The 23,332-nt window shown below is 64.7% G+C and carries 20 protein-coding genes, 1 tRNA gene and 1 pseudogene; 3 read left to right on the top strand and 19 right to left on the bottom strand.

The window, feature by feature from the left end:
- Positions 1 to 503: 503 nt before the first annotated feature.
- From EOA49_RS10605 to EOA49_RS10560, 10 genes are all read right to left on the bottom strand, one after another.
- Positions 504 to 1,742: a DUF1501 domain-containing protein gene (locus EOA49_RS10605; protein WP_127243143.1), complete on the bottom strand. Its 1,239-nt coding sequence runs from the start codon at positions 1,740 to 1,742 to the stop codon at positions 504 to 506.
- A 16-nt stretch (positions 1,743 to 1,758) separates the two neighbouring features.
- The gene (locus EOA49_RS10600) at positions 1,759 to 3,210 is read right to left on the bottom strand and encodes a DUF1800 family protein (RefSeq protein ID WP_127243142.1); all 1,452 of its coding nucleotides are present in this window, start codon (positions 3,208 to 3,210) and stop codon (positions 1,759 to 1,761) included.
- Positions 3,211 to 3,311: 101 nt separating this feature from the next.
- Positions 3,312 to 3,596, bottom strand: coding sequence for a hypothetical protein (locus EOA49_RS10595; RefSeq protein WP_067003691.1), 285 nt, complete (start codon positions 3,594 to 3,596; stop codon positions 3,312 to 3,314).
- A gap of 109 nt (positions 3,597 to 3,705) precedes the next feature.
- Positions 3,706 to 4,152: a periplasmic heavy metal sensor gene (locus EOA49_RS10590; protein WP_067003693.1), complete on the bottom strand. Its 447-nt coding sequence runs from the start codon at positions 4,150 to 4,152 to the stop codon at positions 3,706 to 3,708.
- The gene (locus tag EOA49_RS10585; RefSeq protein ID WP_127239504.1) at positions 4,149 to 4,598 is read right to left on the bottom strand and encodes a hypothetical protein; all 450 of its coding nucleotides are present in this window, start codon (positions 4,596 to 4,598) and stop codon (positions 4,149 to 4,151) included. Before EOA49_RS10585 ends, EOA49_RS10590 begins: the two co-directional genes overlap by 4 nt.
- 59 nt (positions 4,599 to 4,657) lie before the next feature.
- A complete protein-coding gene (locus tag EOA49_RS10580) occupies positions 4,658 to 5,191 on the bottom strand; it encodes an RNA polymerase sigma factor (RefSeq protein WP_067324453.1) in 534 nt (177 codons plus the stop codon).
- A 45-nt stretch (positions 5,192 to 5,236) separates the two neighbouring features.
- Complete coding sequence (locus EOA49_RS10575) at positions 5,237 to 5,662, bottom strand: acid-shock protein (RefSeq protein WP_095828037.1); 426 nt, start codon at positions 5,660 to 5,662, stop codon at positions 5,237 to 5,239.
- A 155-nt stretch (positions 5,663 to 5,817) separates the two neighbouring features.
- Entirely contained in the window at positions 5,818 to 6,006 is a 189-nt protein-coding gene (locus EOA49_RS10570; RefSeq protein ID WP_067324751.1) for a DUF2158 domain-containing protein, read from the bottom strand.
- A gap of 172 nt (positions 6,007 to 6,178) precedes the next feature.
- Positions 6,179 to 7,924, bottom strand: a complete 1,746-nt coding sequence (locus tag EOA49_RS10565) for an adenylate/guanylate cyclase domain-containing protein (RefSeq protein WP_127239506.1) — start codon at positions 7,922 to 7,924, stop codon at positions 6,179 to 6,181.
- A 475-nt stretch (positions 7,925 to 8,399) separates the two neighbouring features.
- Positions 8,400 to 8,475: transfer RNA gene (locus tag EOA49_RS10560), tRNA-Thr, on the bottom strand.
- Positions 8,476 to 8,822: 347 nt separating this feature from the next.
- On the opposite strand from EOA49_RS10560, the gene EOA49_RS10555 reads away from it, so the two are divergent.
- Positions 8,823 to 10,025, top strand: a complete 1,203-nt coding sequence (locus EOA49_RS10555; RefSeq protein WP_127239503.1) for a hypothetical protein — start codon at positions 8,823 to 8,825, stop codon at positions 10,023 to 10,025.
- A 104-nt stretch (positions 10,026 to 10,129) separates the two neighbouring features.
- Here EOA49_RS10555 and EOA49_RS10550 read toward each other — a convergent pair whose 3' ends face one another.
- Positions 10,130 to 11,731 carry a cisplatin damage response ATP-dependent DNA ligase gene (locus EOA49_RS10550; RefSeq protein WP_095824252.1) on the bottom strand — a complete coding sequence of 534 codons (1,602 nt, stop codon included), beginning with the start codon at positions 11,729 to 11,731 and terminating at the stop codon, positions 10,130 to 10,132.
- 238 nt (positions 11,732 to 11,969) lie between these two features.
- Positions 11,970 to 12,980: a ligase-associated DNA damage response exonuclease gene (locus EOA49_RS10545; RefSeq protein WP_127239505.1), complete on the bottom strand. Its 1,011-nt coding sequence runs from the start codon at positions 12,978 to 12,980 to the stop codon at positions 11,970 to 11,972.
- A gap of 108 nt (positions 12,981 to 13,088) precedes the next feature.
- On the opposite strand from EOA49_RS10545, the pseudogene EOA49_RS10540 reads away from it, so the two are divergent.
- Both EOA49_RS10540 and EOA49_RS10535 read left to right on the top strand, forming a co-directional pair.
- Positions 13,089 to 14,007: pseudogene (locus tag EOA49_RS10540) on the top strand (methyltransferase domain-containing protein).
- A 75-nt stretch (positions 14,008 to 14,082) separates the two neighbouring features.
- Entirely contained in the window at positions 14,083 to 14,466 is a 384-nt protein-coding gene (locus EOA49_RS10535; protein WP_127239502.1) for a hypothetical protein, read from the top strand.
- On the opposite strand, the gene EOA49_RS10530 is transcribed toward EOA49_RS10535, so the two are convergent.
- The 7 genes from EOA49_RS10530 to EOA49_RS10500 are packed head-to-tail and all read right to left on the bottom strand — an operon-like array spanning position 14,460 to position 23,323.
- The gene (locus tag EOA49_RS10530; RefSeq protein WP_067324464.1) at positions 14,460 to 15,401 is read right to left on the bottom strand and encodes a glyoxylate/hydroxypyruvate reductase A; all 942 of its coding nucleotides are present in this window, start codon (positions 15,399 to 15,401) and stop codon (positions 14,460 to 14,462) included. The genes EOA49_RS10535 and EOA49_RS10530 overlap by 7 nt on opposite strands.
- Positions 15,402 to 15,430: 29 nt before the next feature.
- A complete protein-coding gene (locus tag EOA49_RS10525; protein ID WP_067324466.1) occupies positions 15,431 to 17,059 on the bottom strand; it encodes an ABC transporter ATP-binding protein in 1,629 nt (542 codons plus the stop codon).
- The gene (locus EOA49_RS10520; RefSeq protein ID WP_066996224.1) at positions 17,056 to 18,195 is read right to left on the bottom strand and encodes an ABC transporter permease; all 1,140 of its coding nucleotides are present in this window, start codon (positions 18,193 to 18,195) and stop codon (positions 17,056 to 17,058) included. The genes EOA49_RS10525 and EOA49_RS10520 overlap by 4 nt, the downstream gene beginning before the upstream one ends.
- A complete protein-coding gene (locus EOA49_RS10515; protein WP_066996227.1) occupies positions 18,195 to 19,289 on the bottom strand; it encodes a microcin C ABC transporter permease YejB in 1,095 nt (364 codons plus the stop codon). Before EOA49_RS10515 ends, EOA49_RS10520 begins: the two co-directional genes overlap by 1 nt.
- A complete protein-coding gene (locus tag EOA49_RS10510) occupies positions 19,289 to 19,582 on the bottom strand; it encodes a hypothetical protein (protein WP_245460596.1) in 294 nt (97 codons plus the stop codon). Before EOA49_RS10510 ends, EOA49_RS10515 begins: the two co-directional genes overlap by 1 nt.
- A complete protein-coding gene (locus EOA49_RS10505; protein ID WP_127239501.1) occupies positions 19,569 to 21,446 on the bottom strand; it encodes an extracellular solute-binding protein in 1,878 nt (625 codons plus the stop codon). Before EOA49_RS10505 ends, EOA49_RS10510 begins: the two co-directional genes overlap by 14 nt.
- Entirely contained in the window at positions 21,446 to 23,323 is a 1,878-nt protein-coding gene (locus tag EOA49_RS10500; RefSeq protein WP_127239500.1) for an extracellular solute-binding protein, read from the bottom strand. The genes EOA49_RS10505 and EOA49_RS10500 overlap by 1 nt, the downstream gene beginning before the upstream one ends.
- Positions 23,324 to 23,332: the final 9 nt, after the last annotated feature.

Raw genomic sequence — 23,332 nt, 5'->3', positions numbered from 1 at the left:
GTCGAGACGGTCGGCTGGCGCTGCGGTCCTGGTTGGCACGTGAATCACTGGGGCAGATGCGTGCCGAACGGTCGCCGGTTCATCCGGCCCGTGCGCCACTGGCATCCGGGCTTCCGGTATCACCACCGCTGGCATCGCGGCTATTGGAGCTGGTGATTGCTCTCGGATCGCCATCGACGCCCGCGCTGGCAACGGCGCGGGCTTTTTCGACTTACACGAGGCAGTCATGTCGGTGGGCTTCCCGAAAGCGGTCCTAATTTGCTGAAGTCCCTCGGCTTCGTCATCCACGGGCGGAGCGGGAGCGAAGCGGACGCGGAGACCCGAGGATCCATGCCGTTACCTTTAATCGTAGAATCCAGCGGAGCAGAATTCTGCCTCGCAGCGACGCCTCAACTTCACAGAATGGATGCTAGGATCTGCATGCGTCGCTTCGCTTCCTTGCTCCGCCCGACAATGACGAATGACAGCAGACGCCGCACCGGTCACCGATGGGCAAACGAGGCTCACGCCACCAAATCCCGCATCGGCTTCACCGCCGCCGACTCCGGAAACACCTTGTCGCCGAGCACGGCGGCGGAGAGCCCGAACTGCTCGGCAAGCAACCCCTTCAGCACCGCGCGCACATCGCTGGTCGGCGCGAGATCGCGGCCTTGGTAGAGCTGAGCCGGCTTCAGCCCCGGCCAGTCGGCGATGACGCGGCCACCTTTGATCGCGCCGCCGGCGAGCAGCACCACCGTGCCGGTGCCGTGGTCCGTGCCGACGGTGCCGTTGACGCGGGCGGTGCGGCCGAATTCGGTGATGGCGACGATCGCGGTGTCCTTCCAGCGCTCGCCGAGCCCTTTCTCGAATTCCTCGAAGGCGCCATCGAGGCCGCCGAGCAGCTTGGCGAGCCGCCCGGTGGCGCCGCCCTCGTTGACATGCGTGTCCCAGCCGTCGAAGGCCAGCGCCGCAATGCGCGGCCCGTCGTCGGCCGCCATCAGTTTCGCCGCGCCTTGCGCGGACTGGCGCATGCCGGCAGCGTTGGCGAGGCCGCCGCGGGGTTTCATCGTGCTGCCATCGAGCTGGTCGCTCATCGCCATGCGGTCGGCGTCGAGGCCCTTCTGCAGCACCGCTGCCAGCACCGGGTCGCGATGGTTGTAGAGGTCGAGCACACGCTCCGCCAGCGCATCGCTGGGCGTCGGCAGCGCCTGCGGTGCCCAGCCGAGCACGGGTGCTGCGCCACGGATCACCAGCGGCATCGATGGGCCCACCGCCAGCCCGCCGAGCTTGGCCACTCTTTCACCTGCCGGGAGGCTGGCTATCGCCCGATTCAGCCAACCGGTTGTGGCGTTGCCAGGGCCCGGCAGGCCGCTCTCCAGCACATCCTGGCCGTCGAAATGCGAGCGGTCGCGGTAGCCGGTCGCGGCCGCGTGCACCGCGGCCGCCTGACCTGCCTTGAACAGCCGCGCGAACACCGGCATCGCGGGATTGATCGCGAAGAAGCTGTCGAGCGGCAGCGCCGCATTGGCGCCGGAGAGCGACAGCGCGATGTCGCCATGCAGGCCGGCATAGTCGGGGTCACCGAGCGGGCCGATCGTCGACAGCCCATCCAGCGCGCCGCGCAATATGATGACGATCAGGCGCGGATCGCGATGGTCGGCGGCGCGGGCGAAGCGTGGCAGACAGGCCCAGGCAAACAGCGCGCCGCCTGTCGTCAGCACGGCGCGCCGAGATGGATTCGGCGTTTCACAAAGAAGACTCATGCCGCTTCTCCATTGTTCACCGGCGTTGGAATTCCGGCGCCATCAGCAGCAGCGCCAGGCCTTGCTGTTTGGACTCGGCGCGCGCGATCGCTTGGCGCGTCTCGGCCGAGGCGGAGGCGCCGATTACGGCGGAAAGCATGTCATCGGGATTGCCGATGTCGCTGGCCTGACGAGCCGCTTGCCAGGCGATGTCGAGGCGCGTCTTGAGGCCTTCGGCGGACGCCCAGCTATCCGTCCGGTCGGAAAAGCCGTTCGGCCCGGGCGGTTGCCAGAGCGGCTCGCCCAGCGCCCTTAGCCAGCGCAGCGTTCGTTGCGGCTCTTTCCCGGCGGTGGAGCCGATCGCCCGCCGGACCGCTACGGCATAGTCCAACGGCGAGCGCCATTTTGTCAGCGGCAGCGACCAGGCTTCAGGCAGATCGACCAGTGCAAGCGCGAGCGCGCGCAGGTCGCCGTCCGTCTTGGTGAAGATCTCGGCAAGGCGGTCGACTACAGCCGCCGGCGGATCGTCGGCAATGAGATGGCGGGCAAGCTTGGTAGCGATGTGGCGCGCGGTCGCCGGCTGGCGGGCGATGTCGTTGAGCGCGGCCTCGGCCTGGCCCATGCCGCCGGCCGGGTAGGTCTTGCCGAGCAGCACCGCCTCGCCAGGCTGATGCGCATCGGCGTCGAACACAAATGTGCCGGGCTCGCCCAGGCGGCCCTTCCGTCCGGCCATCGTCCAGCCGGTGAGCGCTCCCGCGAAACTCGTGACATCCGCCTGGCTATAGCCGCCGTCGACGCCCAGTGTGTGCAATTCCAGGATCTCGCGGGCGAGGTTCTCGTTGAGGCCGCGGCCGCGCCTTTTTCCGGCGCGCGAATCCGGTCCGGTCGATTGTCGGTTGTCGAGGTAGAACAGCATCGCCGGGTGATGCTCGACGGCCAGCAGCATGTCGGCGAAGCGGCCGAGCACGAAGGGGCGGACAGCCTCGCGCTCGAAAGCGCCGGCGCAGGCCCGCACGAGTTGGCCCTTGGCGGTCGAGACGCAGAAATGGTTCGACCAGAAACCGGCCAGTCTTTCGACAAAGCCCGGTGCGGCACCGAGCGCCTTGTCGAAACGGGCTTGCGCTTCATCCCGATAGATATCGGCCTCGACCGGCGGCACGCCTGACTTGCGTTTTGCCTCGGCTGAGCCGTCCGAAGTGTCTGCCGCAGGCTGCATGGCGGGCGCTGGTTTCTCCCGCGCTGCCTTGCGCTCCGCGGCGGCGGCCATGCTGGCCTGGATCGCGGCGGTGCTGTCCAACAAGCCGGCATTTTTTGAATCGTCGGCCGAGACAAGCGCGACATCCAACAGCTCGAGCTCGGCCTTCAGATAACCGCTCGCATCGGCCGCAATCTTGCCGAGATCGTCACCAGGTTTCGCGCCAAGCCCGAAGTGGTTGAGCGCGACCAAGGCTGGATCGGGCGGAACGGCATTTGGAACGGATAGAGCCAACAGAGCCTCCGTCGGGGACCGACGCAGGTCGCGTCGGCGGCAATATCCACGGTCGAAAGGCCTTATGACGCCGGAGTCGGCATGATGAGGCCGGCAGGGGCTTACCAGCGGCGCCAGTAACGATCGCCGTGCCACGGACGCCAGGCCGGGCCGATATAGACGCTTGGGCCACCCCAGTAGTAATAGCCCGGATAGATCACGCGGCGGTTGGGCACGCAGCGACCCCACCGGTTGGGGTGCCAGCCGGGGCCGCAGCCCCAGGCCACATGCTCGACAATCGCAGGCGCCGCAGGCGCCGCAAGCGGCATTGCCGAGGCTGCACTTGCCGCGGCAGTCCCGCCGATGGCAAGCGCAGCCGCAACAGAATATTTCGTCAGACCATTCATGGGATACTCCGAAGTTTCTCGAGGTTGAACCGGCCACGTCGCGTTCGCGTGGCGGCAGGCGTGTCCCTCTTTTTCTTTGAACGGAGACGGCCGGCGCTTTCCGTCGCTCTTATGGCGTATTTTTTGCCGGGATGGGCCGCTGCCTGCCGACATGACGCAATAGGGCGTCGGCCAGCAGCTTACGGTCATCTAGCGGGCTCGACGCGGCGAATTCGACGATGCGCTGTTCCAGCCGGCTGCGGATGGTGGCGTCGGCATTGCGCGCCCGCTCCAGGGCTGCGGCCAGAGCGTTGGCGTCGAGCGTCGGCTGCTGCAAGAGGTTGGCCGCCTCACGCCGCGCCTGCTGTCCGTCGAGGATGACTGCGCGCGACTCGCGCCGGACCTCGCGCAGCGCCTGGCGGAATACCTTGCGGTCGCTGGCGGGAAGCTGACCGCCGGCCGATTCCAGCGAATAGCCGCCTCCGGAACGGCCGATCAGCCAGCCTGCACCGCCGGCGACGGCACCGATCAGGAAGACGTTCAGCACCAGCGATGCCGCGAAAAGACGAGCGCTCATAGGTCCTCCGTGTCGGCGTCGGGACCGGCATCGCCGAACGACGTTGCGTTGGCATCCATCACATAATGGTCGGACGTGGCATCTGGCGTGACAACGGTGACCAGCGCCAGCCCGACCACGGCGCCGGCAAGGCCGACGCCGGCAAGTCCAAAGCCCAGCCACCAAAACCGGCGGCGCCGCCCCTGGCTGAGCTGCGTGGTGGCCCGTGCGACAATCTCGCCATGCAGCGTCCGGCTTGGGGCCTCGACGTGATGACGGTCGAGAATGGCATCGAGCCTGCCGGCGGTCGCCAGAATGGCGCGACCCTCTTCGCTCTCCGCAAACAGCGTGGCGGCAGCCTGGTCGGCCCGCGGCCAGCGATGCAGGGCGCTGCCATAGGCGTCCGCAAGTGCAGCGAAGCGTTGGACACTCATCGCCCCGTCAGCGGCCTTTCTTTCGTCAGCCATCTCGTTTCCCCTTCCACGGGTTTGACGTGGCCACCCAAGTCCCAACCGCCGCCAGCTGCTCAGTCATCGCCATCTCCGATGAGCATGGCTTGCAGCGAGCGTCGACCCCGCGCGAGCAGGCTTTCCAGCGCATCGACGCTGACCTGCATGGCGCCGGCGGCCTCGATGTTGGACATCTCCTGATAATAGACGAGCACGATCGCCTCGCGCTGGCGCGGCGCGATGCGCAGCAGCGCCTGCTGAACGCGCCGGCCTTCGTCTCCGGCGTCGGGAAGCGGTGCCTCATCCGCCGCCTCCGGCAGTTCGTCCGTCACCCATTCGCGGCGCCGCCGCAGCCGGTCGTAGCAGAGGTTGAGCGCCACCCGGTGGACCCAGGTGTCGAAACGCGCATGACCCTGGCGCCAGCCCGAGGCATGACGCCAGATGCGCACGAAGGTCTCCTGGGCGACGTCCTCGGCCTCGGCGGCATCGCCGAGCATGCGGGTGGCGAGCGAAAGCAGGCGCGGCAGCTTGCGCGCCACCATCGCCTGCACGGCGGCTTGATCGCCGGCACCGATGCGCCGTACCAGTTCCTCGTCCGGATCGGCGCCCATCAATCGGGGCGCTCCCAATGATCATCGTGCTGCATAACCTCTCGGTCATTGCTCCTGATTGGGAGCGGTTTTGTGGCCCGGCCGTTCCTCGGCGCTCATCACGCCATCGCCGTTCTTGTCGAGCCTGGCGAAGCGCTTGGCCAAGAAGGCGTCGAGCTCCGATTTGTCGACGAAGCCGTCCTTGTTGGCGTCCATCCGCGCGAAGGATTTGGCCGGATCGCCCTTGGCCTTGCGCTGGGTCTGGAACGCCGTCCACTCGGCGAGGCTGACCTTGCCGTCGCCGTCGGTGTCCGCCCGCATGAAAGTCTTTTCCCGGCGCGCCTCGAACTTTTCCAGGGTGATGCCCGGCCTGGCGGAGGCGGATGCGATTGGCGCCGGCTGCGCCGGCGCGGTGGCAGGCGTCGCTGTCTGGGCGGCCGCGGCGGCGGCCTGCAGGCCAAGGGCAACGACAAATATCGAACGGCGGATCATGCTCTCGTCTCCGGTTGCGCATGGCCATTGGCGGCCACGCTTCAGCCGTTAAACGCGGCAACAGGGAAAATCCGTCGGTCGTTTCTGACGAGACAATTAGCAAGAGTCCGGCAAGAAGCCGGGCCGGAGCCGATCGGGAACGAGGGTGAGCGAAACTATTTCCGTTCGTCGACCACCATCAGCTGATCCGGCTTGAAGCCGGCATGTTGCGGGGTCCAGACGTCGCCGTCACGGTTGAACCAGTGGCACAGATACGTGCCCGAGGCAGCGCCATCACTCACCGTCATCTCCGGGCCTCCGGATTTTAGCCTGACGATGTCACCGGTCTTGAAAGTGTTGGGCATTTTGGCCTCCTTGCTAGAGACCGGGAGTTTCCCACCAACAGCGATTCTCGACAATGCCCGAGATTCGCTGCAAAGCCCGGAAGAGCGTGCGTTCCGCTTTCAGCCTCTGGATAAAGGAGGTCGCCTGGCCGCACGCGGCGCGCAGGAGAGGGCATCGTTGCAGCCGCGGCGATCACTCCGGCACGCCGGCGATGCCCAGCGCCTCGACGTAGCGCTCGGCGAACACCTTGTCCAGCCACGGGTTGATCTGTCTCTGCAGGGTGAGCGTGAAGGTCGGGAACGCCTCCATCAGGCGGCGCGCCGCGGCCTGCGCCTCGTCCCGCCGGTTGAGCTTGACCAGCGCCATGATCACCACGCGGTGCGAGGAGCCGTAGTTCGGCATCTCGTGCAGCGCGCGTTCTCCCCATGCCAGTGCTTCCTCGTAGCGCTCGAGCATCAGATAGCTCATCCCGATGCCGGAGAGCGCGATGCCTTTCTCGGGGTCGACCGGACTCAGCCGCATCGCCCTGTGAAAGTGCTCGATCGCCACGAGCGGGCGGCTGGAATGCGCGTTCACCCAGCCGCTGCCGGTATGGCCCTGCGCCGAATTGGGGTTGAGCAGCAGGGACCGTTCGATCGTGCCCAGCGCCATCTCGTATTCCTTCGCGCTGTAGGCGATCACCTGCGCCGCGAAGCGCAGGCTCGTGGGGTCGTCGCGCGCTTCCGCCAGCACCTCGCGCGCCATACGCGCGGCGACTCGCACATCGTCGGGTTCGTGCCAGCACTGGCTCACGGATAAGCTGCGGATATAGGCGCCGAGTGCCTTCGCCAAGGTGAAGCCCGGGTCGATGCTGAGCGCCTCGTTGGTGAGTCGGCGTACATCGGCAAAGCCTTCGCGCGTCATGCTGTAGAAGCGCGGCAGTGCGCGAAGATAGAGGTCGTAGGCGCTGATGTAGTCGGTCGGCTTCATGCGCGCCTGCTTGATCTCCTCCAGCCGGATGCTCGGCTCGACAGCACCGACGACGCTCTCGGTCACCTTGTCCTGCAAGTCGAAGATGTCGCTCACGTCGCCTTCGAAGCGGCCGGTCCAGACATGGTGACCGCTGATCGCGTCTACCAACTGCCCGCTGATGCGCACGCGCGATCCGGCTCTGCGGATGCTGCCTTCGAGCACGTAGCGGACGCCCAGCTCGCGCCCGACCTGGCGCAGGTCGACCGCCCGGCCCTTGTAGGTGAAGGACGAGTTGCGGGCGATCACGAAGAAGGAGTTCACCCGGCTCAATCCCGTGATGATGTCCTCGACCAGCCCGTCGGCGAAGTATTCCTGGTCAGGGTCGCCGCTCATGTTGGTGAAAGGCAAAACCGCGATCGAGGGCTTCTCGGGCAGGGGAGGCGGTGCAGCCACCGAGGCGCTGGCGTCGGTCTCGACGCGGTAGGCGCGCACGGGCCGCTCGATGTTCTTGAGGCGCAGGTTGCCGAGCGGGGTGAAGCCGCAGTCGAGCTTGCCCTGGAGGTGGTCGTAGGCGGTGCCCGAGACGACCACGGTCCCGGGATCGGCGGCGCTTTCGAGGCGGGCGGCGATGTTGACCCCGTCGCCGTAGAGGTCGCCGTCCTCCTCGCAGACCACGTCGCCGAGATTGACGCCGATGCGCAAGCGAATCCGCTCTTCCTCCGGCGTCTCCGCCTCGTGTTCCGCCACAGCCTGCTGGATCGCCACCGCCGATGTCACCGCATTGACGACGCTCGCGAATTCGCAGAGCATGCCGTCGCCGGTGAGCTTGACGATGCGCCCCTGGTTCTCGGAAACCAGCGGTTCGAGGAGGTCCTTGCGGTAGGCCTTCAGCCGCTCGAGCGTGCCGCGTTCGTCGCGCTCCGTCAGGCGCGAATAGCCAACCACGTCGCAAGCCAGGATCGCTGCGAGGTGGCGCTGCGTGGTCATGGCACGGCTCAGCCAGGCGCCTGCACGCGCGCCGTCCCCCGTCCATGTCCTGCCGGCTTCCATGCGCCTCACCTGCACGCTATCCATCTTTCCCAATCTCCGCCCGTCGCTGGAACGGAGAGCAACCTGACCTTGCCCTCACGAGATTCCGCTATCCAGCTTGCGAAACGTCGAGCGTTCAGTCGCGCTACAGTCAACCAACGACTCGCCCACGCAGCCTCTGGGGACGCTGACGCCACTTCCAGAAGGCGGGGGATGTTGCCTGGCTTGTGTAACCGGTTGACGCCACCGTGGCGGCGCTTTTGTATCGGCATCACACCGAACACTCACGCTTGGAGGTGCGAGGTCGGCAAGCGGCGAAATGCTGCCGTACGACGCCGCAGCGTTTCGGCTTAGGGCGATCTTGGGTGGGTTTATGGGCGAACCCAAATCCACCCGACAGGTATGGTATTGGAATTACACGCTTTTAGGAAACTGGTGCCGCTTGCGTGACTCGAACACGCGACCCCATCATTACGAATGATGTGCTCTACCAACTGAGCTAAAGCGGCCCGGGAAGCCGCTGGGCTTCCAAGATGCGCCGGTTGAATAGACTCAACCGCCAGCTAATTCAAGATGGCTGGCGGCGAAATCCTGCGCTCATGCGCGGCAATTCCGTCGCTTGCCGCTGCGCGTCAGCCTTAAGCGCCGCGCCAGCACGGCTTGCGGGCCCGCGCCGGCAGGCGTCCGATTCCGTTGCAGGCCGATCCGGCGGCGGCGACAAAAATGTTGATTCTTCAACAAAAAACGCCGAAATGGGCATTGGATGCGTCGGCAAGGCAGCCGCCCGCCCGTTGATTGACTGGTCGCCTGCGGCTAACGATCGATAACTGTGAGCGAACGCGCAGAGGGAGCTCGCTTGGACGCCATCGAGAAAGCGATCCGCAACGCCTTCGAGAAAGGCAATCCCGAGGACCGGGCGTTTCGCGAGAAGGTCTATCGCTCGGCCTTTGCCGCGCTCGATCGCGTGCTGCAGGCCAACCCCAACGTGACGGTGGAAGCCGCCATCAACCGCCGCAAGGCGGTGCAGGCCAAGATCACCGAGATCGAATCCGAATTCCTGCCGGCTGTCCAGGTCGTTCCTGACGTGACGCTTCCGCTGGACAGCGGTCCATTCGTCGGCAACGCCGCGCCGGGGCCGGCGGTCGACACGCCGAGCCAGTCTCCCGCGCCGCCGGTGGATGCCCCGCGGGGCCCCGACCAGGGGGCACCGTCGCCGTCGATTACCGTCGACGGTCCGGTGCAGCCCGACACATCGGATGCGCCGCGCTCGCGCGTGCTGCCCCGCGTGCCCGACATCATGCCGGACGAGGCGCTTCCGAACGCGCCGACGCTTGATGACTCTCCCGGAGCGTCCATCGGCAACGGCGCCGAAGTGGCGCCGGATCGCGATGAACGGCGTATCCGTGGCCGGCGCCTGCCGCTCACCGCCATCTTTGTCGCGGCGACGCTGCTGGCGGCTGCCGGCATCGGCCTCTATTTCGCCAAGCAGACCGGCGTCTTCAAGACGGCGGCTGAACTCAACACCGGTCCGCCCGAGCCGACCCCGACGCTGGAAGACGAAGACTCCTCGCAGCCAGCCGAAACCGGCTCGCCGCAGAAGCCCGGCGAGGCGGATCAGTCGAAGAACTGGATCAACGTCTTCTCGCCCAGCGATCCGACCCATGTCAGCACACCGTCCGACGCCGCCGCCGATGTCATGAAGGACGACACCGGTCAGTTCCTGCGCGTCCGCTCGGGCGCATCCGGCTCGGCCATCGCCTTCGATGTCGGCCAGGGCGTGCTGGAAAAGCTCGCCGGCAAGCATGCCATGTTCGACATCATCGCCCGCTCGGAAGAAGGCAAGGAGACGCAGATCTCGGTCGACTGCAATTTCGGCGAGCTCGGCGATTGCGGCCGCAAGCGCTATGCCGTTGGCCACGAGCGCAACGAATACCTGTTCGACGTGCAGTTCCCGAACAAGCACCCGGGTGCGGCCGGCACCATCGCCGTCAACTCCGACTTCGACAAGCAGGGCAAGTCCGTCGACATCTACGAGATCCGCGTATCGATCGCGGAGTGACCTCGGCATCGGCAGCGAGGGGCTATCTCCAGGGATGCGACCGACCTCCCCGTGATGGGAAGGTCGGCGCGAAGCGCCGGGTGGGGTGAAGCGTCGGCAGATTTCTAGCTGTCGAGCAACGCCTGCAGCGTCTCGATCCGGTCGGCCTCGGCGGAGGGCTTGTCCCAGCGCAACCGTGAGATGCGCGGAAAGCGCATCGCGACGCCAGATTTATGGCGCGTCGAGCGGTTGAGCCCTTCGAAGGCCACTTCCAGCACCAGCCCATTCTTGCGATCGGCGCGCACCGAGCGCACCGGCCCGAACCGCTCGATCGTATGGTCGCGCACATATTTGTCGATTTGCCGCAGCTCCTCGTCGGTGAAGCCGAAATAGGCCTTGCCGACCGGCACCAGCTCTTCCGATCCCTCCGGGCCTGACCAGACCCCGAAAGTGTAGTCGGAATAGAAGCTCGATCGCTTGCCGTGGCCGCGCTGCGCATACATCAGCACCGCGTCGATCGTGTGCGGATCGCGCTTCCACTTGAACCAGGGGCCTTTCGGCCGGCCGGCAAGATAGGGCGAATCCCAGCGCTTCAGCATCACCCCTTCGATGATCGGATGCGGCGGCGCCTGGCGCAGCCGCTCCAGCGTCTCCCAATCCGAAAATTCGACCAGCGGCGAAAGGTCGAAGCGGCTGGCATCGAGCGTCTGGACGAAGGCTCCGAGCCGGGTGCGGCGCTCGGCGAAGGGGAGGCTGCGCAAATCCTCGCCGTTGATTTGCAGCGCGTCGTAGCAGCGCATGAAGGCCGGATATTGCTGCTGGATTTTTGGCGAGACGCTCTTGCGGTTCAGCCGCTGCTGCAGGTCGGAGAAGGTTCCGGTCGCCTCGCGCGGGTCGCCGACCAGCAATTCGCCGTCGAGCGCCGCCTCGAAATCCATCGTCGCGGCGAGGTCCGGGAAGGCGCCGGAAACATCGTCGCCGGTGCGCGAATACAGCCGGCGGATGCCGCCCTCGCACACCGCCTGGACGCGGATGCCGTCCCATTTCCACTCCGCCGCATAATCGGCCGGTTCGAGCTTTTCCAAATCGCCGTCGTCGACCGCGTTGGACAGCATCACCGGCCGGAACAATGCGAGCGCCGCGCTTCTCGGTTTTTCCGCCCGGCCTTCCAGCCACGCAAAGAGCGCCGTGTAGGGAGGCGTCAGCCCGTGCCAGAGCTCCTCGATCTCGACGACATCGACTTGGCCGAGATCGGCCAACGCCTGCTTGGCAAGCCGCGCCGACACGCCGATGCGCAACCCGCCGGTAACCAGCTTGATGATGGCGAAGCGCGCAGAGATGCTGGCGCTGTCGAGAAGCCTGGCGAGCACCTGCGGCCCGTCGGAGCGGCTCGCCGCCTGGAGCTTGCCGACCACTTCGGCGAGCGTCGGCGCGTGGTTCGGCATGTGGCCGGCCGGCTGCGGCCAGACCAGCGACACCGTCTCGGCGAGGTCGCCGACATAATCGTAGGAATAGCCGAACAGCACGGGGTCCATGCGCTCGACCACCAGCGCGCGCAGCATCGCCGGCTTCACCGCCGCGATCGACAGATCGCCGGTGATCGCCGCCAGCGCCAGCCCGCGGTCGGGATCCTCGACGCTGCGGAAATAGTCGGTGAGCAGCGTCAGCTTGCCGTTGCGCGAAGGCGTCAGCACCAGCCGGTCGAGGAGCTCGGCGAAGCGGTTCATCGTTGGTTGCGCCATGCCAATCGCGAGAGCAGGCGCAAGGCGCCCCCCTCTGTCCTGCCGGCCATCTCCCCCTCAAGGGGGGAAATCAGATGCCGCGCCGGCTTTCGCCAATCTCTCGCGTCGCGGGAGATGCGTCGGCGCTGAAACTGCCAATCTCCCCCCTTGAGGGAGAGATGTCCGGCAGGACAGAGGGGGGCGCCGTAGAACTCGGCGGCGGCGATTGGCGAACACTGTTCCATCAATCGCCCTCGTCCTCGTAGCCAACAAGATGCAGCGGCCGCGCGGCGATGCCCTCCAGCTCGCACCAGCGCACCAGCGCTTCCTCGCGGCCATGCGTCACCCAGATCTCCTCGGCGCCGGTTTCCTTGATCGTGGCGATGAGCTCGTCCCAGTCGGAATGGTCGGAAATGATCAGCGGCAGCTCGACGCCGCCCTGCTTGGCGCGCTGACGGATGCGCATCCAACCTGAAGCGAAGCAGGCGATCGGGTCGGGGAAGCGCCGCGCCCAGCGGTCGGCGAAGGCGGCCGGCGGCCCGACGACGATGGCGCCTTCGAAATCGGCCTTGCCGCCGCTTTCCACCGTCGCTCGTTCGATCTGCCCCAGATCGATGCCTTGGCTCTGGTAATATTCGCTGAGCTTGGCGAGCGCGCCGTGGATGTAGATCGGCCTGTCGTAACCGGCCTCGCGCAGCAGCCGCATGACGCGCTGCGCCTTGCCCAGCGCATAGGCGCCGATCAGGTGCGAACGCTGGGGAAATTGCATCGCCGATTTGAGGAGGCGCGCGATCTCCTCATGGTCCGGCGGGTGCCGGAACACCGGCAGCCCGAAGGTCGCCTCGGTGATGAAGACATCGCAAGGCACCGGCTCGAATGGCAGGCAGGTAGCGTCTTTCTGGCGCTTGTAGTCGCCGGAGGCGACGATGCGCAGGCCCTGATGCTCGACGACGATCTGCGCCGAACCCAGCACATGCCCGGCCGGATGGAAAGTGACGGAGACGCCGTTGATATCGATCGTCCCGCCGATGACGGCTGCCTGCGTGGTTTCGGCGAAATCCTCGCCATAGCGCAGGCCCATGATGTCGAGCGTTTGCTGGGTGGCAAGCACCGAGCGGTGGCCTGAGCGCGCATGATCGGAATGGCCGTGCGTGATCAGTGCGCGGCTGACCGGCCGCACCGGATCGATGAAGAAATCGCCTGGCGGGCAGTAGAGCCCTTCGGGTCGTGGCTTGAGCAGGTCGCTGGCGCGCATGGCCTTGAACATAGTGGCTAAATTCGACGCGGGAAGCCTGTTGCAACAGACTGCTGACTCGTCCTACAGCCGGCCGCCGGTTCGCACACCGGCGGGACCAATGGAACCATGAAACCACTTCAGGCCTCGTCCGGCTATTTGACCGCCGACCGTCGCGCCGACTTCGCCGAGATGCTGCTGGCCTCCGGCGAGCCTGCGCAGGCGGCGGAGCTTTTGCTTGGCGCGCTGGAGCTGGCGCCGCAATGGGCGGCGGGCTGGTTCCGGCTCGGCGAGATGCAGGAGGCCGCACGTTTTCCCGACCAGGCAGCCCAGGCATTGGGCGATGGCCTTGAAGCTCGATCCCGCGGACCGGCTGGGTTCCGCGCTCAAGCTGCAGCTGATCGGCCATGCGCCGGTGGCAGCGGCTCCGCCCAGTGCTTTCGTCGAGACCCTGTTCGATCACTATGCCGACAATTTCGAGCAATCGCTGGTCGGGAAACTCGGTTATCGAATGCCAGAGTTTCTCGATCGCGCCATTCGCGCGGCGAGCCCGGGCCGGTTCCGGCTGGCGCTCGACCTCGGCTGCGGCACCGGCCTGATGGGCGAAAGGCTGCGCCCGATCGTTGACCGGCTGGAAGGCTATGACATTTCGAGCAGCATGTTGCGGAAGGCGCGCGCCAAAGGCATCTACGACAAGCTCTCCAAGTCCGATCTCCAGCATTTCTCTCGACCTGGCTCGAAAGCCGACCTCGTGGTCGCCGCCGACGTGTTCATCTATGTCGGGGCGCTCGAACGCATTGTTGGAGCAGTTGCCAACAGTCTGGTCGATGAAGGCCTCTTTGCGTTCTCGGTCGAGACACTTGCCTGTGGCGATGACTTTGCATTGCTGCCCTCGCGGCGCTACGCGCATTCCGTGGCCTATGTGCGGCGCGTTCTCGCCGACAGCGGGTTTGCGATCCTGTCGCTGGAAAGCACGACCATCCGGCATGACCGCGGCGAGCCAGTAGGAGGCCTTGCGGTGATAGCCCGTCGCAGGCCGGCGGAATGAGGGCGACGGCTGCTCGCGAAAAAGCCCGAATCGCGTGTCGGCTTAGGGCGTGGCGATACGGCACGGAGAATTACCATGCGCTGGACCATGGCTGTGTTGGCATCTTGCCTGATGACGGCCGGCTGCGTTGGCGGCACTTCGATGGCGGAGCGCCAGGACGAAAACGTCCAATCCTCGCTGCAATATGACAGCGTGCCCTGCGACCAGCTGCTAGCCAATCGCAACACGCTGGCGCAGCAATACAATCTGCCGGTCACCGCAAAACCGGCTTTCTCCAATCCGGCGATGGGTTTTGGCCCGTTTACGCCGGACATGCGCTCCAGGGCGCAGCGCGACAGCGACAAGGCGAGCGGCGAGATCGACGCAATGAACCGTTCGATCGAACGGCGCGATTGCGGCAAGCCGAAGAAGAAGGACAAGTTCGCGCTGCCGGGCTCGAAGCCGGCGTCTACTCAGTAACCCGCTTCGCGATCGACGACGTTTTCGAGCTTTTCGCCGCGCTCGAAGGCGGCCATCTGCCGAAGCATGATCGGCACCAGATGGGCCGGGTCCGAGGTCGCCGCCGCATGCGGCGTCACGAACACTTTCGGATGGCTCCACAACGGGCTCGTCTTCGGCAGCGGCTCGACCTCGAACACGTCGAGGCTCGCTTCCTTCAGCGTGCCGTCGTCCAGCGCGCGCAGGATGTCGGCATCCTTCTGCAGCCGCCCGCGCCCGGCGTTGATCAGCACCGAGCCGCCGAGGCCGTTGCGTTTGCGCAATTCCTTCAGAACGGCGTAATTGACGATGCCTTGCGTGCGCGGCGTCAGCGGCAACAGCACCACCAGGATGTCGGTGGCGTTGAGGAAGGGGATCAGCCCGCCTTCGCCGGAATAGGTCGAGACCCCCTGCATAGGGTGCTCGGTGCGCGACCAGCCGTTCACGGCGAAGCCTAGCGCCAAAAGCACCGATGCCGCGGCGCGGCCAAGGTTGCCGAGACCCATGATGCCGACGGAGATGTCGCCGGCCGGGCGTTGCGGCGGCTCGTGCCAGGTCTTCTTCTGCTGTTGCGCTCGGTAGAGCATGCCCTGGCGATGGTGGTCGAGCACGCGCCAGACGACATACTCGGTCATGTATTGCGTGAGATTGTCGGCAACGACCCGGACGATCGGCACCTCGGGCAGGCCGGGGTCGGCGAAGATATGGTCGACGCCTGCGCCGATCGAGAAGATGGCGCGCAAATTGGGCAGCGACGACAACAGATTCGGTTTCTGCTTCCACACCACTGCATAAGCGATCGAGGGATCGCTCGGACCATCGGGCTCCAGCACCACCTCGCGCTCTGCCGCGAGCAGTTCGCGCCAGCGCTGCGGGTGAAAGCCGGTGAGGGCAAGCAGAACTTTGCCTTTTTCCATTCGCGCAGTGTCTTTCCTGTATTTCCAGCCTATTCGCTCACGACCCCGGTCGGTGCCGTTTCGATCCGGAACGCGGCCGAGATCAGCGCCCTCGTATAGTCGGTTTGCGGGCGGTCGAAAATCTGTTCGGACGGCCCGGCTTCGACGATCTGACCATTGCGCATGACGATCACGTCGTTGGCAAGGGCGCGGATGACCTTCAGGTCGTGGCTGATGAAGAGATAAGCGAGGTTGTGCCTAGCCTGCAGGTTGCGCAAGAGATCGACCACTTGCGCCTGCACGCTCATGTCGAGCGCCGAAGTCGGCTCGTCGAGCATGACGAAGCGCGGGTTGAGCACCATGGCGCGTGCGATGGCGACACGCTGGCGCTGGCCGCCCGAGAATTCATGCGGATAGCGGTGACGCGTCTCCGGGTCGAGACCGACTTCCTTCAGCACCTCGACGACCTTGTCGTCGCGCTCATCGGGCGAGAGTTTCGGCGCGTGGATCTTCAGCCCTTCCTCGATGATCTCCGCGACCGACATGCGCGGGCTCAAGGATCCGAACGGGTCCTGGAAGACGATCTGCAGCTCGCGCCGCAGCGGCCGCATGGCGCTGAAGGAAAGCTGGTTGATGTCGCGCCCGTTGAAGTTGATCGCGCCCGTGGACGAGATCATCCGCGCGAGCGCCAGGCCTAGCGTCGTCTTGCCGGAGCCGGATTCACCGACGACGCCGAGCGTCTGGCCGGCGCGCACGGTAACGTCGATGCCGTCCACCGCCTTCACATGGTCGACGGTGCGGCGGAAGAAGCCCCGCTTGATCGGGAACCAGACCTTGATGTCCTTGCCGGTCATCACCGCCGTGGCATCGGCATTCGCCGCCGGCGGTTTGCCCTTCGGCTCGGCGGCCAAGAGGTGCTTGGTATAGGCGTGTTGCGGGTTGGCGAAGATCTCCTTGGTCGGCCCGGTCTCGACTATTTTGCCCTTCGTCATGACGCAGACGCGGTCGGCGATCTTTCTGACGATGCCGAGGTCATGGGTGATGAATAGCATCGACATGCGCTTGCGGCTTTTCAGGCCGGCGAGCAGTTCGAGGATCTGCGCCTGCACGGTCACGTCGAGCGCCGTCGTCGGCTCGTCGGCGATCAAGAGTTCCGGCTCGTTGGCCAAGGCCATGGCGATCATGACGCGCTGGCGCTGGCCGCCGGAGAGCTGGTGCGGATAGGCATCGAGCCGCTTCTGCGGGTCGCGTATGCCGACCTCGGTGAGCAGCTCCAATGTGCGAGCGTGGGCCTGGCGATCGCCCAGCCCCTGATGCAGCTTCAGCACCTCGACGATCTGCTGCTCGATCGTGTGCAGCGGATTGAGCGAGGTCATCGGCTCCTGGAAGATCATGGTGATCTTGTTGCCGCGCACGCCGCGCAGCGTCCTTTCGTTGGCGTGGAGCAGGTCGGCGCCGTGGAACAGGATCTTTCCCGAGGGGTGGCTGGCCGACGGATAGGGCAACAGCTTCAGCACCGACAGCGCGGAGACCGATTTGCCGGATCCGGATTCGCCGACCAGCGCGACCGTCTCGCCCTTGCCGATCTCGAAGGAGACGTGGTCGACGGCGATCGATTGCGTGCCGCCTTGCGCGAAGGCGACACTCAAATCGCGGACGGAAAGCAGAGGCTCGCTCATTTGAACGTCTTGCGCGGATCGAAGGCATCGCGCGTCGCCTCGCCGATGAAGACCAGCAGCGACAGCATCAGCGAAATCACGATGAAGCCGGAGATGCCGAGCCAGGGCGCGTTGAGATTGCGCTGCGCCTGCTTCAGCAATTCGCCGAGCGAGGCCGAACCCGGCGGCAGGCCGAAGCCGAGATAGTCGAGCGAGGTCAGCGTCGAGATCGAGCCCGAGAGCAGGAACGGCAGGAAGGTCAGCGTCGCCACCATGGCGTTGGGCAGGAGATGGCGGAACATGATGGTGAGGTTGGGCACGCCAAGCGCGCGCGCCGCGTTGACATATTCGAAGTTGCGCGCGCGCAGGAACTCGGCCCGCACCACGCCGACCAGCGCCACCCAGGAGAACAGCAGCATCAGGCCGAGCAGGATGAAGAAGCCGGGCGGCAGGATGGCGGAGACGATGAGCAGCAGATAAAGCACCGGGATCGCCGACCAGATCTCGATGAAGCGTTGAAACAGAAGGTCCGTCCAGCCGCCGAAATAGCCTTGCACCGCGCCCGCCGCGACGCCGATCAGCGAGGAGCCGAGCGTCAGGATCAGCCCGAACAGCACCGAGATGCGGAAGCCGTAAAGCACGCGTGCCAGCACGTCCCGCGCCTGGTCGTCGGTGCCCAGCCAATTCCAGTTGCCGACGACGCAGTTGGGATCGGCTTCGCCCTGCGGATACTGGCTGCAGCGCGTCTTCTTGTCGTAGAGCCAGGACGGCTTGGCGGGTGCGGCTTCTGGGATGGCGTTGTTGACCGTTTGATAGGAGTAGCGGACCGGCGGCCAGATCATCCAGCCATTGGCATTGATCTCGTCCTGGATCACCGGATCGCGATAGTCCGTGACGGCATAAAAGCCGCCGAATTTCTCCTCCGGATAGGCGACCAGCACCGGAAACAGGATCTCGCCCTTGTAGGAGGCGATGATGGGCTTGTCGTTGGCGATCAATTCGGAAAACAGCGACAGCACGAACAGCAACAGGAAGATCCACAGCGACCAGTAGCCGCGCCGGTTCGCCTTGAAGTTTTGCAGCCGCCGCTGATTGAGCGGCGACAACCACGGCCGGGCGGCGCGGGCCGGCTTGGTTTCTGCCGAAGCTGCCGTCATCAGACGTCTCTCCGCTCGAAATCGATGCGCGGATCGACCCAGGTGTAGATCAGGTCAGACAGCAGGGCGACGAACAGGCCGAGCAGCGAGAAGATGTAGAGATTGGCGAAGACCACCGGATAGTCGCGGTCGATCACCGATTTGAATCCGAGCAGGCCGAGCCCGTCGAGCGAGAAGATGTTCTCGATCAGCAGCGAGCCGGTGAAGAAAGCCGAGATGAAGGCGCCAGGGAACCCTGCGATAACGATCAGCATGGCGTTGCGGAAGACATGGCCATAAAGCACTTTGCGCTCCGACAGACCCTTGGCGCGCGCCGTCACCACATATTGCTTGCGGATCTCCTCGAGGAAGGAGTTCTTTGTAAGCAGCGTCGTCGTGGCGAAGGCCGACAGCACCAGCGCGGTCAGCGGCAGCGTCATGTGCCAGAAATAGTCGATGATCTTGTCCGGCCAGGACAGCTGGTCCCAATTGTCGGAAACGATGCCGCGCAGCGGGAACCAATCCCAGAACGAGCCGCCGGCAAACAGCACCATCAAAAGGATGCCGAACAGGAAGCCGGGGATGGCATAGCCGACGATCACCACGCCGCTCGTCCAGACATCGAAGGTCGAGCCGTCCTGCACCGCCTTGCGGATGCCGAGCGGGATCGAGATCAGGTAGGAGAGCAGCGTGATCCAGAGCCCGATCGAGATCGACACCGGCATCTTTTCCAGGATCAGGTCGAGCACCGAGATGTCGCGGAAATAACTGTCGCCGAAGTCGAAGCGGGCATAGTTCCACAGCATCATGCCGAAGCGCTCGAGCGGCGGCTTGTCGAAGCCGAACTGCTTTTCGAGCTTCTTGATGAACTCGGGATCCAACCCTTGCGCGCCGCGATATTTCGAGCCGACATCGCCGGCGACGTCGAAATTGGTGGCGCCCGCGTCGCCACCGCCGCCGCCGAGGCGATCGGTGCCGCCCTGGTTGGTGAGCTTGGCGATGACCTGCTCGACCGGGCCGCCCGGCGCGAACTGGATGACGGCGAAGGAGATCGCCATGATGCCGAACAGCGTCGGGATCATCAGAAGGATGCGGCGCAGGATATAGGCGCCCATCAGCTGTTGCCCTCCTTGGGGAAGACCACTGTATCTGGAGGCGTCCCCGAGGCAATCGCTTCAGACCAATTGTCGGCGTCGGCGCCGCCGCTCATCGTCCTGCCGGACATTTCTCCCCGTAAAGTGACGGGGAGAAAGGGGCTGGCCGCGATCTCGGCACGTTCGCCACGGCGCTTGTGATTGGCGAAACCATAGATGATGGCTTCCCGCTCCCCGTCACTATACGGGGAGAGGATGCCGGCAGGCAGGTGAGGGGCGGCACCGACGCCCGCAAGAAATTCACCCTTTGCCAATTTTCGCCGCCTTGCCCTTGTCGACCCACCACAGCGCTTCGACCGGAAAGCCGAAATCGGGCTTCTGCTCGGGAAAGCCGAACATGTCCCAATAGGCGCTTCGGTGATTCGCCAGATACCAACTTGGAATCCAATCGCGCCGAGCGCGCAAGGCCCGATCGAGCGCCCGCATGGCGACGGTGAGGCTCTCACGGTCCTTGGCCGCGCCGACGGCGTCGATCAGCGCGTCTATAGCCGGACTCGCTATGCCCGGCAGGTTCCGAGAGCCTGAGACCGACGCGCTTCGCGAATGGAAGAAGGTCTCAAGGTCATCACGGGTCGGGGTTGCGCTAAAGGAGAAGGCGGCGGAGATCATGTCGTAGTCGAATGTGTTCTGTCGCAATTGATACTGCGCGGCATCGACCAGCCGGATTGAGGCATCGATGCCGACAGCCTTCATATTGTCGACCCAGGGCGAGTAAATCTGCACGAACGCGTCGTCGTCGACGAGGATTTCGGCTGATAGCCGTCCGCCCTTGTCGTTCACGACAAACGCGCCGGATCGCTTCCAGCCGGCCTCGGCGAGAAGCTTCGCCGCCTTGCCCAGCAATTGGCGGTCGCGGCCTGAGCCGTTCGATACAGCCTGGGTCACGGCTTCGCCGAAAGTCTCGGGCGGAATCTGATCCCGCAGCGGCTCCAGCAAAGGCAGTTCCTGCGGCGACGGCACGCCTTCGGCGCGAAAATCCGATTTCTCGAAGCAAGACTGCGAGCGCTCATATGAGCCGTAGAAGAAATTGCGTCGGGTCCATTCGAAGTCGAAGCAGAGTGCGATCGCCTGCCGAACGCGGGAGTCCCGGAACTGTTCCCGCCTTTGATTGACGGCGGTGGCCTGCATGGAAGGCACCTTTTCCGCCGGGAATTCGTGCTTCACCACCTTGCCGGCCGTGACAGCCGGAAAATCGTAACCCGTGGCCCAGACACGCGAAACGGATTCTTCCCTGTAGAGGATCTCGCCCTTCTTGAACGCTTCGAACGCGGCGTTGCGGTTCTGGTAGAACTCGATGCGGATGCGCTGGAAATTGTTCTGGCCGCGATTGACCGGAAGATCGTTGCCCCAATAGTCGGCCACCCGCTCATATTCGATCCAGGCCCCGGCCGACCAGCGGCCGATCTTGTAGGCGCTTGAACCCAACGGAGGATTCATCTGCGAGGAATCGAACGGATTGGCCGTATAGAAGGCTTTCGACAGGATCGGCATCTGGACGACGTTGAGAATCGTGCGGGAGGCCTGCTTGCCTGAGAATTTGAGTTCAAGCGTGTGGGCGTCCACCGCTACGGCGTCCTCCAGATGCGTCAGCGACAGCGAATAGTCTGGGTGCCCCTTGTCCTTCAGCAGCTTGAAGGTGAAGGCGGCATCCTCGGCCGTCAGCGGCGTGCCGTCGTGGAAACGGGCCTGCGGGCGCAGCGAGAAGGTGAAGCCGTTGCGGTCGTCGGAAATCGTGACCCCGTCGGCGATCAGCCCATAGACGGCGTCGGGCTCGTCAAGCGCCCGCACCATCAGCGCATCGAAGCACATTTCCGTGCGCTGCGGCGCATCGCCCTTGGGGACGAATGAATTCAGGGTGCTGAAGGTCAGCGGGGTCTGGTTCGCGACCCAGTTGAAAGGCTGGAAATTGAAGGTGCCGCCTTGCGGCGCATCGACATTGACATAATCGAAATGCGCGAAGTCAGGCTTGTATTTCAAATCGCCGAACGCCGACAGCCCATGCAATTTGACACCGGTCGGGGTCTGGGCGAAAGCCCGACCCGGCAGCAGCACTGCGGCAGTCGCCGCCGCGCCGAGCGCCAGGAAGTCACGACGAGGAAGCAATGTCTGCCGCCTCATCAGTTACCCCTGTATTTGGCGGTCAATGCCTTTTCCTTCGCCGTATCGATCCACCAGGAGTCGATATCGGCGCCACGGTAGCTGGGCTGCTTTTCGGGCATGCCGAACTTGTTCCAGTAGGCAAGCCAGACCACCGCCCGGTAGTATTGCGGCACGGTATAGTAGTTCCACAACAGCACGCGATCGAGCGCATGAGTGGCGGCGACGAGATCGTCGCGGTCGGTGGCGAAGATGACGCGGTCCACCAGCGCGTCGACGACCGGATCCTTGATGCCGGAGTAATTGCGCGATCCGGGTGAATCGGCGGACTTCGAACTCCAGAAATCGCGCTGTTCGTTGCCGGGCGAATCCGACTGCTGCAGCACGTTGGTGATGACATCGTAGTCGAAATTGTTGACGCGGTTGACGTACTGGCTTGGGTCGATGATGCGCAGCGTCGCATCGACGCCGATCTTGCGCAGATTGGCGATATAGTTGCCGGAGAGGATCTGATCCGTGTCGGACGTGCCGAGGATCTCGAATTTGAACGGCGCGCCGGTCTTGGCGTTGACCATCTTGCCGCCCTTGATCACCCAGCCGGCCTGGGCGAAGAGGTCGACAGCCTGCTTCAGATATTTCCGCTCCGCTTGCGGTGAGTCGTAGACCGGCAGCTTGAATTCCTGGGTGAACAGTTCAGGCGGCAGCTTGTCGCGATACTTCTCGAGGATTTCGAGTTCCTTGCCTTGCGGTAATCCGCTCGACGCGAGTTCCGTACCTTGGAAATAGCTTTGGGTGCGCGTGTTGGAATTGAAGAACAGCGTTCGGTTCATCGTCTCGAAGTCATAGGGATAGGTTAGCGCCTGGCGGACCCGGCGATCCTGGAACAGCGGCCGGCGCTGGTTCAGCATGAAGGCTTGCATCGGCTCCGGCGAAGTGGTCTTGAATTCCTTTTTGATCACGTCGCCGGCGTTCACCGCCGGAAAGTTGTAAGCCGTCGCCCACCGCCGCGAGCTGTTTTCGGCCTTGATGTCGTCTAGCCCGCCCTTGGTAAAGGCCTGCCACGCAGCATTCTCGTCCAGTATGTAGGTGAAGCGCTGAGTGTCGAAGTTCTCCCGGCCGATCTTCACCGGCAGCTTGGCGCCCCAGTAATCAGCCACGCGCTGCCAGACGATCTCGGAACCCGGCTTGAAGCTGGCGATCTTGTAGGCGGCTGATCCCAGCGGCGGCTCGAGAGTCGGCCTGGTGATGTCGCGCTTCTTGCCGCTGGCATCGGTGCCCTCCCACCAGTGCTTCGGCAGGACGACCAGATCGCCGATAATCTTGGGCAGCTCGCGGTTGCCCTTCTGGTTGAAATGAAACTCGACCTCGCGGTCGGAAATCGCCACCGCGTCGGTAACGTTCTCGAAATAGCGGTTGTATTGGGGGGCGTTGGCCTTCAGCACCTGGAACGACCAGACCACATCGTCGACGGTGATCGGCTGGCCGTCATGCCATTTCGCTCGCCGGTCGAGCCGGTAGGTCGCAGAGGAATAGTCGGGCGGGTATTTATAGGCCTCGGCAACCAGCGGGTGGCTGACGCTGCCCTCGTCGGTCGCCTGGTCCATCAGCGTGTCGTAGAGCAGGCCGCCGCCGAACCCGGCGAGCCCCGCGGCCGGCGACCCCGGCACGATATAGGGATTGAAGCTGTCGAAAGTGCCGACAACGACGGAGTCGTGGGCGCCACCCTTGGGAGCGTCCGGATTGACATAGTCGTAGCGTTGGAAATTTTCGCCGTATTTGGACGGGCCGGTCAGCGAGGACGTGGTGTGCCACTCATCAGCGAGGCTGGCCTGCAGGCTGGCGGCGAAGGCGATCGCCAGCATCGATGCGAAAAACGTCCGGGAGCGGCCGACCGTCATGCGTTCTCC

Source organism: Mesorhizobium sp. M1A.F.Ca.IN.020.04.1.1 (genome assembly GCF_003997315.1).
Lineage (GTDB): Bacteria > Pseudomonadota > Alphaproteobacteria > Rhizobiales > Rhizobiaceae > Mesorhizobium.
The sequence above is the reverse complement of the archived record's forward strand: the minus strand, read 5'-3'. Positions and strand labels throughout refer to the sequence as shown.